Source organism: Paenibacillus lautus NBRC 15380, assembly GCF_004000945.1.
Lineage (GTDB): Bacteria > Bacillota > Bacilli > Paenibacillales > Paenibacillaceae > Paenibacillus_AQ > Paenibacillus_AQ lautus.
The window spans coordinates 110764-124031 of sequence record NZ_BIMF01000019.1; the positions used below are offsets into that span (position 1 = coordinate 110764).

A 13268-nucleotide genomic window follows, 5' to 3' on the forward strand; every position below is an offset into this window, starting at 1 on the left:
TCATCCATTCATGGACGAATTGTTCCTCTTTTACAAGAGGGAATGTGCACCCTAGCCTTACGGAGTACAGATACAATGTTTCTATGGGCCCTAAGTAAGGGAACTGATTCATACAACTAGAGCACATGATGTAAGCGTAAACAAATTGATTGGAGGAGCCTTCATGAAAAAATGGTTGGTTGTATTGCTGGCAAGCGCCTTGTTCATCGTGAATGGATGTACCGGAACAGATAACGGCACATCCAAGGGGGAGGAGGCAAGCTCGACGCCTGCTGACCCGTTCTACAAATTCCCCGAGCCTGTGACGTTATCGATAGCCAAGTCTCTGAATCCGGAAGATAAAAGTCTGCCTTCTGGCGACACCGTAGACAATAACCAATTTACGCGTTATATCTTCGATAAGACCAACATTAAATTTGATTACACCTTGACGGCTAAGAGCGGGGATCCTTTTACGCAAAAGGTTCAAGTCGCCATCGCGAGCAATGACATTCCGGACGTGATGGTTGTGGGTGAAAAGGAGCTTCGGCAAATGGTCGAGGCCGATCAATTGGAGGACATGACGCAAGTGTACGAGAAGTATGCTTCTCCGCAGGTGAAGGATTTTTATGCCACGACCAATGGCAAGGCATTGGAGAAAGCAACGTTCGACGGCAAGCTGATGGCGATCCCGAATATTGTGCCTCAAGGGGATGCTCCCTACTTCCTGTGGGTTCGCAAAGATTGGCTGGATAAGCTGGGACTTGCAGAACCCCAAACGATCGATGATATCGAATCCGTCGCCAAAGCTTTTATTGAAAAGGATCCGGACGGCAACGGGCAGCCGGATACCATCGGCTTGCCTGGCTCTCCTTTGGATCTTGTTTACGGAGATAACGGCTTTGGGTCCATCTTCAGCTATTACGGCGCTTATCCGGATTACTGGATGAAGGACAAGGACGGCAATGTTTCTTACGGGTCGATTCAGCCGCAGGTAAAGGAAGCTCTGTCGAAACTTCGGGACTGGTATGCATCCGGGATTATCGATAAAGAATTCGCACTTCGGAAGGAAGCTTATGAATTAATGTCTGGCGGCAAAGCCGGAATGTTCTTTGGACCATGGTGGCTGCCGTGGGGAGCTCTTGGCGATGCCGTGAAGAATGATCCGAAATCGAATTGGGTTGCGCTGGCCGCACCGCTTGATGCAGACGGAAATTTCAATACGCATACCGTTCCGGTAAGCAGCTCGTTTGTTGTTGTCAAAAAGAAAATCAAACATCCGGAAGCCGTTATGATCGCGATCAATACAACGGTAGCGGGAGAACGCGGTACGGATCCAGATGCCAAAAAGCTGGATAACCGGGTTAACCCTGGATATTGGCCTCTGCGAGTAGTTATAGAGAACTCAGATACGGTCACCCGCAAACACGATATGCTGAAAAGCGTTATCGAAGGCAAGTCCAAACCGGAAGATATGATTCCGGAGATGCAGGACATTTATGCCAAAGCAAAAGAAGCCAATTTTGATCCCGTCAAGGATCTTGGCGCCTGGCAGCCGTACTACTCCTATTTAATCGGAAGCGAGCCGTTGCATGGACCGCTTAAGCCGGCAGAAAATCTATTTACATCGATCACCAAAACGATGGAGCTCAAAAATGCAACGCTCGACAAGATGGAAAAGGAAACGTTCCTAAAAATTATTATGGGAAAAGAGCCTTTAGATTCCTTCGACACGTTCGTTGAGCAGTGGACCAAGCTAGGTGGTGAGCAAATAACGAAAGAAGTCAGAGAAGCGCTCGCGGAATAAATGAAGAAGAGAGCCGGATGTGAGCATAGGGTTCACATCCGTGCTCAGTGACAATGTGTATGACTGCATGAGAGGTGAATCAATATCATGAAAAAGCGGCCTTTTGAATTTCATTATCACCTGATGCTTTTTCCCGGCATCCTTCTGCTTGTTTTGTTCAGCATCGTGCCGATGTTCGGCATTACGATTGCATTCCAGAACTTTAAACCGGGGCTGGGCTTTTGGCGCTCCGAATGGGTAGGACTCGATAACTTCCGCTATTTGTTCGAGCTGCCGGACAGCAGAATCGTGTTTTTTAACACCATATTTATTGCCGTATTAAAAATCGTAGCCAACATGATCGTTCCCGTGGTTTTTGCGCTTCTGCTTAATGAGGTTAGATCGGTATTGTTAAAGAGGAGCGTCCAGACCATCGTCTATCTTCCACACTTTCTGTCCTGGGTTATCCTGGCGGGTATTATCTCGGATTTACTTTCCACGGATGGACTGGTTAACCAGGTCGTTGCCGGACTCGGGATGGAGCCGATTATGTTTCTGGGAAGCAACAGCTGGTTCCCCGGTATCATCGTTGGCAGTGATGTATGGAAGGAATTTGGGTTTGGCACCATTGTATACCTTGCTGCATTGACCGGCATTAACCCGGCTTTATATGAAGCGGCAGCCATAGACGGAGCCAGCCGGCTGCAGCAGCTGCGCTACATCACGCTGCCCAGCTTGAAGCCGACGATTATTCTCCTGGCTACCCTCAGCCTAGGCAACGTACTAAATGCTGGTTTCGATCAAATCTTCAACTTGTATAACCCCCTTGTCTATGACTCCGGGGATATCATCGATACTTACGTTTACCGTGCAGGCCTGCTTCAGGTTCAATACGGACTTGCGACCGCTGTCGGACTGCTGAAGTCGGTTATTAGCTTCGTGCTTATCATCATTTCATATGCGCTGGCGTCCAAATTCGCCAACTACCGTATTTTCTAACAAAGGGGCGGATGCTTGTGGTCAGAAACGTTACACGCTTATCGCGATCGGCTGATGCGGTCATTATAGCGATACTCATTGTGTCATCCCTACTCTGCATTTTTCCGATTTGGTACACCGTCGCAGTATCCTTCAGTGATAAATCGGCAGTTGCCGGTGGAATGGTGACTTGGCTCCCTGTTGATTTCACCCTGTCATCCTATCGCAAAATATTGCAGGAGCAAGCGTTTTTCACCGCTTTTGGCGTATCGCTGGAAAGGGTCTTTCTCGGGGGGATCATCAATTTTGTGATCTGTGCGCTGATGGCGTACCCGTTATCGCGCGATCCCCGTCAATTCCGCTTCCGGAATACGTATATGTGGTTTATCGTGTTTACGATGCTGTTCAGCAGCGGATTAATCCCTTGGTTTGTCACCATTAAATCGTATGGTTTGCTGGACACGATTTGGGCGCTGGTATTACCGACTGCGGTTCCCGTATTCAACGTTATCTTGCTCGTGAACTTTTTTCGCAGTATACCGAAAGATATGGATGAAGCCGGAATGATTGACGGAGCGGGACCCTGGTATATGCTTCTCAAAGTGTATCTGCCGCTGTCAGTTCCCGTTCTTGCCACGATAACACTGTTCAGTATTGTGAGCCACTGGAATTCCTTCTTCGACGGTCTCATATTGATGAACAAACAGGAGCATTACCCGCTCCAGACCTATATTCAGCAATTGGTCGTGCAAATCAACACGGATAACATGACGACCGAAGAGCTGCGGCAGATGGCACAGCTGTCCAATAAGACGCTGAATGCGGCTAAGATTGTGATTTCGATGCTGCCGATCCTGATCGTATATCCTTTTTTACAAAGATTTTTTATACACGGCATTATGTTAGGTTCAGTTAAGGAATAATCCAAAGACAAGGAGACGATTGTTATGAATTCGACTGCCGCGCAGGACTCCCTGATTCACACCGGTGGTTCCCACTGGAAAGCTGTAATGGACGCTAGCGGAGTATTGCAGAGCTTGCAACTGCTTACAGGTGAGAAGTGGGTCGAGGTTGATTTCAGGAAAGGTCCTTACGCTGGTTTTCGCTGGTATGTCGAGCAGGATGGAAGCAAGCAATTCGTGCATATGAGGCAGGATCAGCAGGATGCTGACGGTGCATCCTTTACAGGAGAGACCGGATCTTTAAGCGTAAAGCTACGATATCACAGTGTAAACGGAAAGCTTGTGGTCACGGCTTCGGCTGCCAATACCGGCAAAATTCCGCTGCAGCCCCAAGCCCTGGGCCTGATTACCGGCATTGACACTTATATGGAAAAGTTTCCGGACTGGAATCATAAATTTTTCCCGACGCTGCTGAGATGTGAGCCAACGCATTTCTGGGGTTACGGCATGCGCCCGGACGGTTCGATCATCAGTCTTGCCTGCCCGCACCCCATAGCTTCCTGGAGTCTGAAATATAATGTTGGTTATTTGGAAGGCGAAATGGAATGGGGAGGACATAGGGTCGAGACATTCATGCTCGATTTGTTACATGCAGCTCCTTTGCCTAAACGTCATCCGCAGACGCTCTTTCAACTGCTGCCCGGGGAGGAAAAGCAGTGGACCATACATATTGGGGCAATCGAACGGCTGGATGAACTTCTTCCGTCTTTGGCCCCCACATGCGAGGCTCCGATGATTGAGATGGACCGGACCACCATCGCAGCTGGTGAGACGGCGAAAATGAGGATCTATTCAACTGAACCGGTCACTGCCATGGTGGAAATGCCGGATGGGTTGCATACTGTGCTTGAACCGCAGTCCGTCCGTGATAATCAATACGAACTGGAACTCAACGGTGGAACAACTTATGGCCATATTAAAGTCAGCGTCCAGAACCGATTCGGCAGACGAAGTGAAGGGATCCTAAGCGTTCGTCCCAAGTGGTTATGGTTTATGGAAAAGGCGCGGGAAGCTGCTCTGCGCTACCCACCGAGAGCAACCTCACATTGTGAGAGCTGGTACGGCCTATATACGCTTTATTTGGCGGAGCAGTATTGCCAGGACGCTGATATGTTGGAGCAGACCGAACATATATTTGAAAACATTTATCCTTACATGTTCGATACCGCATCACATGAGCCACTGCTCGTCAAGCATAGAATTCAAAATGTTAGCTCGATGGTAGGAGTACTGGTTGACCGCTACGAAGCAACGGGGAATGAAGTTGCATTGGAAAGGGCTTCTGCTTTGGCAGACTGGCTCATTGACCATGCCCAGGGTCCGGATGGATCCTACCGTGCAGGGAAGACACACTACACATCGGTCATATACCCGGCCAAAAGTATAATGGAGCTTATTCTAGCGGAGAAACCTCTCGCTGAGCAGGAACTAAAGTGGAAAACCCGGCTTGAGAAACATACGGCTTCGGTTCGGCTGGCTATGGATGAGCTCATTATGGCGGATGGAGATATCGATACGGAAGGTGAACTCACGTACGAGGACGGGATGATCTCTTGTAGTGCGCTACAACTAGGACTATTTGCTCTCATGCAGCAGGATGAACACCTCAGGGTACGATATCAGGAAGCGGCACTGAAGCTGCTGTCCGGTCACGATTGTCTGACCAATTTGCTAATTCCCGATGGTCGCCAAAGAGGGGCTACAAGACGTTTTTGGGAATCGCAGTATGATGTGGCGATCCAGCCCAACATGCTCAATTCGCCTCACGGGTGGACGTCATGGAGAATATATGCCACATGGTATGCATACTTGCTGACCCATGAAGTGGCCTTTCTGCAACAGACGATGAACGCGGTCGGTAGTGCGGTACAAGCGGTCGATATGAAGACAGGCCAATTAAGATGGGCATTTGTGCCCGATCCGTACGTCCGAGCAAGGCAGATCAGCGAACCAATGCTTGTGGAACAAATGAATCAGGCACAGCAAGGACATCATCACACATTAAAATATCCATCGACGGAGTTTGTCATCGGAGAGCAGTACGTGGGAATGATATCGGATTGGCATACAAAGAACTTGCAGGATAACGATGTGCATGAACACTTCAAATGCCTTGCCGAAGTAGCTTTGGGAAAGGCATATGTGGCAAAAGATCATTCGGGAAGTCTAATCACATGGAACTGCAAAGCAGAAGAAGCAGACGGAATGATCCAGGTAAAGTTGACAGAACCCCAGGTAAAGCTGGTTCATTTGAATGTAGGAGCGGTTCTGGCGAACATTGATTTTGACAACCCGGAGACGGTTCAAGTTCAGGTTCAAGACCCTTGTTGGGTGACATCCCAGGGACAGGTGATCGATAATCTATTTATTTGATTGCCAATAAGCATGCTCCACCTATTAGACCGCTGTGTGTGCTCACATCCAGCTCACTCTTGGTAATGTCCGTCTGTATGCTGGTAAAGTCGGACTGCTCATATCGGCCTTAAATTTGAACGGAGGCATATCTTGTCCTAAGGGATGACGTATGTTTCGCTTTTTCGGCCCAATCAGACGGCCTGGCCAGATTAAGACAATTAGGATTGCTCTTGATCTGGTCCACGCATCTACATTGCCGTACAAGTCTTCCTTATAAGTTTCGTCTTTCCACTGAAAAACAGTCGAATGCCCTCATCGCTGTAGAAGTAATTCATCCATCGGATCAAAAGAAGTGCCCGGCAGAGAAAATGAATTGACGATGGCGCAGAGTACGGTAAGACAGCTTGACGGCGATAAGCAGTTTCGGCGTCCATCCTATACCGATATCTCCGATTTCGAAAACCCGTGACCTTTCATTTATAGGCCTTGGACAGGCGGTGGAAAGGTAATGTTCTGATGTAATGCCTGAAAGCCAATATATTCAAAAATCAGCTTGTGGAGGGACAAGGACCAATGAAGAAAAACCAAATAAAGCTTCGTGTAAAAGCAATAGTTACTAGCTTAGCTTTGGTTATGATGTTTACTCAGGCAATGCCAGTCATGGGTACTGCTTATATTGGGGAGGATGTTGAAGCAACTGTTCCGAAATCCCCAGAGCTTCAGTCCATGCATCTGAATTTCGAAGCAGCAAATACTTCCGTCGTGGACAGTACTTATAACGAGGATAGCTCTTCCATCGAGAATAGTCCTAATAGAGCTTATGGAGTTTATTTTGAAAGGAACTATAATGATTTTGATGACAGTTCTAACCCCGATGAACTAACGGTAACGGATACACAGTCTATTGAGAATGGCAAGTTAAATACGATCGTTAAGGTTAACGAAGAACAAATATTCAAGCAAGCCCCAGAGTTTTTAAATGGATACTTAAGATTAAAACTTTCGTCCAGCAGTTTTAATAGGTTTGGAGTTGTAGTTCGTAAGAGTAATGAGTATGCAATTCATATAGTACATGATGTTAACGGTACTTGGAAAGCAAGCTTGCAAAAAAACAATGCCTGGGTCAAGGATATTCCATTTGTAAGTTATGGTGGATATGTACCTTTTGAAGGAGCGGATGCTAATTTCTTGATTCATTTGGATGGCAACAGCATCAAGCTCACGATTAATGGACAGGAAATTGGAGATGGAATTACCGTACCTGATGAGTATGTAGTAGCAGGAAAGTTGGGAATCACGGGATGGGGAAGTAATAAGAATGTCAGTATCTCTAAATTAGGCAATTATGAAAGCCCTATTGAGCCTATTGAGCCTGTCGATCCTGCTGGAAGTTTTGAAAGAGATTACTCACTTGAAACAGATAATGATATTGTCAACGATCTAACTGTTTCGGAGATGCAAAAGATTCAGGCTGGTAAACTGCTAACCACCCTTAAAGTAGATCAGGAGCAGCTGTTTGCCGAAGCTCCGAAGATAAAGAATGGTTACTTTAAGATAAAGTTGTCTTCTTCTGATTATAATAGATTTGGATTAGTCATACGTAAAGATGATACGTATGCCACTCATCTTGTCCATGACATCAACGGTACATGGAATGCAAGTTTGCGTAAAAATGGCCAATGGGTGCAAAATATTCCATTCGTATCGAACGGTTATGTCCCTGCAGCGAAAGCAGATGCTGAGTACATGGTCTTTATGGATGAAACCAAGATCAAGCTATATGTAGATGGACATGCGATTGGCAGCGGAATTACCGTTCCTTCTGAATATGCCGTTTCAGGACAGCCAGGGATTACTGGCTGGGGTGGTACGAAGACAGTTGGCATCTCAAATGTTAAGTTTGTGGAAGGTTCCACCAACCTGACAGTAAAAATAGGGGATTGGGTAATTGAGGATGGTTCGGTACTGGAACTGAAACCAGAGTCGGAGCTTCAATTGACAGCTTCTATCGAAGATGATGCGAATAAAGCAATTACTTGGGATATTCCAGCATCTGATGCATTCACGATTGAGCAGGCGGGTAATGACATCATCATGAAAGTAAAGGCTGATGCAGAAAACGGCAGTACACTGAAGCTAACAGCTAAGATGGTTGAAGATTTTAACATTCAATCCACTTTCATTTTCAAGGTGAATACTGATGTGATTGTTCAGGAAACGATTGTGTCTGACAAGATGCAGGTTACGGTCAACCAAAACTTCCCAAGCATCGCGAAGTATGTCTGGTTGGATGGAGACAAAACGCTATTCGGGCAAGAAGATGTAATTAATGAAGTAATGCTCAATGGCAAATCGTATACGCCGAATGTTGAATTCACTAAAAAAGGTAATGATACAGCTTCGTATCGTTTGACCTTTGATGAGATCAAAGTCGCGATGGATATGGAAATCAAGGTTGTTGATAACATCGTCACATTCAAAATTACCAATATTGAAGACCCTGATAAAGCTGTCTTCAACATTCAGATACCGAATCACAACCTGTTATCCGTAAAGAGTACGCAGGCAGGAGCTACCTTTGCAGGCTCTAGAATGCATACAGCTAGAACAGGAACAGGCGACACGATCGTCTCGGTTGAAGGTACACCATCCATTGATGCATCCGCTAAAAATTATATGTATGCCTTTGTCAATACACATGAGCTGTCTGGTGGTGTATGGACGAATGCAATCGTGGATCAAAGTGCGGATTCCGATAGAGATAATGATCGACTGAAGAAGCAGACAGTTACTAAATTTGGATATTATCAAACTGGTATTTGGAGCACTGGCTGGACCTATCGAATCAAAGACTTTGATGAAACGGAAGATCTTCCAGAAGTTAAGATTGCTATATCTCCTGATGCGAATGGAGATGGAATTGTAGATTGGCAAGATGGTGCAATCGTATATAGAGACATCATGAACAATCCTCTTGGTGTTGAATTAATCCCAGAGATGGTTGTTCAGCGTATGCCAACAAACTTTGCCAGTCAGACAGCACAGCCTTTCTTGAGAACGCTTGATGAAACGAAGCGAGTGTATTTGGCTACTGATGGACTGGAACAGCATGTCCTTGTGAAAGGTTATCAATCGGAAGGACACGATTCCGCTCATCCAGATTACGGAGGAAACATTGGTAAGCGTATGGGTGGAGCTCAAGACTTGAACACCCTTGTGAATGTTGGTTCAAAATACAATGCAAATTTCTCTGTGCATATCAATGCTCAGGAATCGTATCCAGAAGCGAAGAACTTCTCCGAAGAGCTTGTATATCAAAATCAAGTGGGTTGGGATTGGTTGGAAGAATCCTACATTATCAATAAGCGATTGAATGGCACTAATGGCAATAGGCTAGAGCGATTGAAACAATTGAAAGAAGAAGTCCCTGGGCTTACGATGATCTATCTTGATGTTTGGTATGACCATGGCTGGAACGGTCGAAAGATTGCACGAGAAATCAATTCACTTGGATGGCCGTTTTCAACCGAATTTATGTATTCAACTGAATGGGATTCAATATGGAGCCATTGGGCAGTGGACCATCCTTATGGCGGTAATGATACCAAAGGTTACAATAGCCATATCGCAAGATTTTTGAGAAATCATCAGAAGGATATTTGGCTTGATCGCGACCCTCTTCTTGGTGGAACTGAGCTTGTAAGCTTTGAGGGTTGGAGTGAAGGCAAAAACTTTGACAACATGATTAAGATGACATTCGGCACGAATCTGCCGACGAAGTTCTTGCAACACTATCCAATTATGAAGTGGGAAGGCAATACGATTCAATTCCAAGATAAAGTTGAAGTGTCCACCGCAACAGGCGAACGAGTCATTAAGAAGGATGATGTAGTACTGTTAAAAGGCAAGTCCTATCTACTGCCTTGGACAATTCAGGATGAAGAGGAGAAGTTATATCATTGGAATGAAACTGGTGGGAGTACTACTTGGACATTGACTAACGACTGGGCGAATCTTGACAGTGTTAAGGTATACAAATTAACAGATAAGGGTCGTGAGCTTGTTAAAGTGGTTTCTGTTGTGGATGGTCAAGTAACCTTGAATGCGGATGTTGAAACACCTTATGTCGTTTATAAAGGTGAAGCTAGCACTGTATCTGATGTCGACATGATCAACTTCGGCGAAGGAAGCTACCTTAAGGATCCTGGCTTTGATCGCGGCAAACTGGATGGCGTTTGGACTGTTGAAGGTAGCGATGTCACTGTAGAGCGTAACAGCTTTGGTCAGAATGAATTGGTTATTGATACGGTCGATGCAACAGCAACTGTGAGTCAGACCATTACTGGGCTTACTCCAGGAACATATTATGCAAGTGTTTATGTTCAAACGACTACATCTCCTTCCAACCAAGGACGTAAAGCATATATCGGTATTAAAGATATTGCTGGGATGGACGAAGTAAGTAATTATACAGATGGATCATATTGGAAAAATATCGCACCGACGGATAGCAAGCATAATACGAATATGATGAAGATGCCTGTTTACTTTGAAGTGCCTGAAGGTCAAACAACAGCAACTCTTTATCTAAAAGTAGACAAGGGCGAAGGTCAAGTAGTGTTTGATGATGTGCGAGTTATTAAGGTTCAGAAGTCAGAGAATCCGACCGATGCCTATTTCGTTCAAGATTTCGAGCATGTTCCGGACGGATGGTATCCTTTCGTACGTGGTAATGCGGGTACTGGAGCTCAGACGCATTTATCTGAGTTGAATGCTCCATATACTCAAAAGGGCTGGAATGGCAAGCAGATTGATGATGTTATTAATGGTAACTGGTCATTCAAATCTCATAATGAGGCTCCCGGCATCCTGTATCAAACATTGCCTCAAACCCTGCGTTTTGAAGCGAATAAGCGCTATCGCTTGTCTTTCTATTATGAAAATGAGGTAGAAGGTGCATATAGCTTTGTGCTTGGAGACTTGTTAACAGAGGTAAAGACAGAGAATTTACCAGCAGTTACAGTGCCAACACGGGTCTCATTCGAGTTTGATGCTAGTTCCTCGGGACAGAACTGGATTGGAATAAGTAAAACATCAAGGGTAGCCGGAGATTTTGTACTCGATGATTTGATAGTAGAGGAAATAGATGAAGATGGAGTTGATACATCAGCGCTAGAAACAGCTATTAAGGAAGCACAAGGAAAAGTTGATGACGCAAAAGTCGGTGATCAGCCAGGGCAATATCCAGAAGCAGCAGTAAATGCATTGCACGCAGCCATAGCAGAAGCACAAGGAGTAGTAGAATCGGCAACATCTCAAAAGGAAGTGGCGGCAGCAATAGAAGCGCTTCAAGCATCGGTAAAAGCATTCGATAATGCGAAAATTACTGAGGTTGGACCACCAGTAGACGAAACTGCACCTACATGGCCGGCAAATGCACAATTAATTGCTTCAAGTATTAATAATACTAGTCTAACTCTTTCATGGCCAGCAGCAATGGATAATACTGGTGTATCAAATTATAAGATTTACAAGAATGGTATTGAATATACTGTAATACTGGGAGACATAACTAGCTATACATTCAGTGGCCTTTCAGCTAACACAAGCTATAACTTTGAGGTTAAAGCAGGTAATGCAGCAGGAATTTGGAGTGCTAGTCTGAGTGTTAAGGTAAAGACTGATGCTAACTCTTCTGGCGGCGGATCGGCGCCAACACCAGATCCAACATCATCAACATCAGATCCAACACCATCAATACCATCAACACCAGATCCAACACCAACAGAATCGACAAAACCAATGGAACCTGCTGAGCCTAAAACTCCTAAACTAGTTTTGTCTGATGTCGCTAATCATTGGGCTAAGGCTTCCATTGAAAAGTCTGTAGAGCTTGGCTTTGTAACAGGTTATGAAGACGGAACATTCAGACCAAATGCCAGTGCAACTCGTGCTGAGATTTCGACTATGTTAGCTAGAGCATTGAAATTGAAACAAGTCAATACAGAGTTTGGTTTTGCTGATAAAGACAAAACACCAGTATGGGCGCAGTCATTCATTCAGGCAATTGCTAAGGCGGGGTATATTACGGGTTATGAAGATGGTACATTCCGTGCGAATAATGAGATTACAAGAAGTGAAATAGTTGCTATTATTGTACGGGTACTGAATCTTGAAATTGATCCTAATGCCTCATCATCGTTTAAGGATGCATATCTTGTTCCAGCATGGGCGAAATCTTATGTAACTGCTGCTGAGAAAGCAGGCCTCGTTAATGGATATGGGGATGGCAACTTTAATCCGAATGTCTCTATAACCAGAGCTGAAGCAGTCACAATAATTCTAGCTATGTTGAGTAAAATGTAATTCATTTAGATTATAAATTTATTACTGATCTAACCTGTGGAATTGTGATAACATAGTACATTTCATAGGATAGATTTACTCCAATTTTTCATCAAACCTCAGGGATTCTAGGAACTTCTTTAGAAAAGCTTTAGAAAAAAATGTCGAGGGACAAGAACATTGTCCCATTGAAAGTCGCTATTTTAGCGGCTTTTTTGTTTTATCGGTACAAGGTATTAATTTGTTGTGTGTCTGAAGTTACTGATCCTAGAGTAATTACCTATGGAGGAGTTTGCGAAACGCAAATACAATTTCATGTTGATTCATTCTTCTCAATGAGTGATCAACAAAAGAAAGAAGTAACATTTGATTTATTAAGAAAAGGGCTTGATAAGGTCATTCCCGAAAAAGGATGGGATTCAGATTCTTTCGAGCAAGCGTTCTCAAAAGTGATTGAAGCCAGATATGAAAAACGAGTGGTTTTGGAGAAAACTAATTTCAAGTCCTGACTGAAGATTAAAAGTAGGTTTATATATTGTGCATGAAGTAACTGTTGTAATTGGTAACATAATTGTCTTTGATAAAACAAATAAAGAAGTTCTTCGTACAGAGGCTTTTCGGGATCGTCCAAACGAATGGGCTTATGTTCAACATCTCGGAAAAATACAATGGGTCTCTTTGAATGAGGTTGCTCTTTTCAATAAAGACAATAAGTTAATCCGGAAAATATCGTTAATGAATATATGATAAAATACCCTGCTGTCATTAAACTAACGGGTAACGATAGTTGAATAAAACAAGAAGGCAGTCGGCCAGTGTGATTGGCTGCTTTTGTTCAACTAACGGGCAGGATTGCTCAATAC

The 13268-nt window shown here is 44.6% G+C and carries 6 protein-coding genes; all 6 read left to right on the forward strand.

Features of this window, described 5'->3' with window-relative positions:
* The first annotated feature begins 163 nt into the window (after positions 1 to 163).
* The 6 genes from PLA01S_RS25445 to PLA01S_RS25470 all read left to right on the forward strand — a co-directional run bounded on the left by PLA01S_RS25445 (position 164) and on the right by PLA01S_RS25470 (position 12914).
* Complete coding sequence (locus PLA01S_RS25445) at positions 164 to 1786, forward strand: extracellular solute-binding protein (RefSeq protein ID WP_127594572.1); 1623 nt, start codon at positions 164 to 166, stop codon at positions 1784 to 1786.
* Between the two features lie 87 nt (positions 1787 to 1873).
* Positions 1874 to 2764, forward strand: a complete 891-nt coding sequence (locus PLA01S_RS25450) for an ABC transporter permease (protein WP_127594573.1) — start codon at positions 1874 to 1876, stop codon at positions 2762 to 2764.
* Between the two features lie 17 nt (positions 2765 to 2781).
* Positions 2782 to 3666 carry a carbohydrate ABC transporter permease gene (locus PLA01S_RS25455; RefSeq protein ID WP_127594574.1) on the forward strand — a complete coding sequence of 295 codons (885 nt, stop codon included), beginning with the start codon at positions 2782 to 2784 and terminating at the stop codon, positions 3664 to 3666.
* A 24-nt stretch (positions 3667 to 3690) separates the two neighbouring features.
* A complete protein-coding gene (locus tag PLA01S_RS25460) occupies positions 3691 to 6078 on the forward strand; it encodes a hypothetical protein (RefSeq protein ID WP_127594575.1) in 2388 nt (795 codons plus the stop codon).
* Positions 6079 to 6633: 555 nt separating this feature from the next.
* Positions 6634 to 12426 (forward strand): endo-alpha-N-acetylgalactosaminidase family protein, encoded by a 5793-nt coding sequence (locus tag PLA01S_RS25465; protein WP_127594576.1) that lies wholly within the window; start codon positions 6634 to 6636, stop codon positions 12424 to 12426.
* Positions 12427 to 12593: 167 nt separating this feature from the next.
* Positions 12594 to 12914, forward strand: coding sequence for a hypothetical protein (locus tag PLA01S_RS25470; protein ID WP_127594577.1), 321 nt, complete (start codon positions 12594 to 12596; stop codon positions 12912 to 12914).
* Positions 12915 to 13268: the final 354 nt, after the last annotated feature.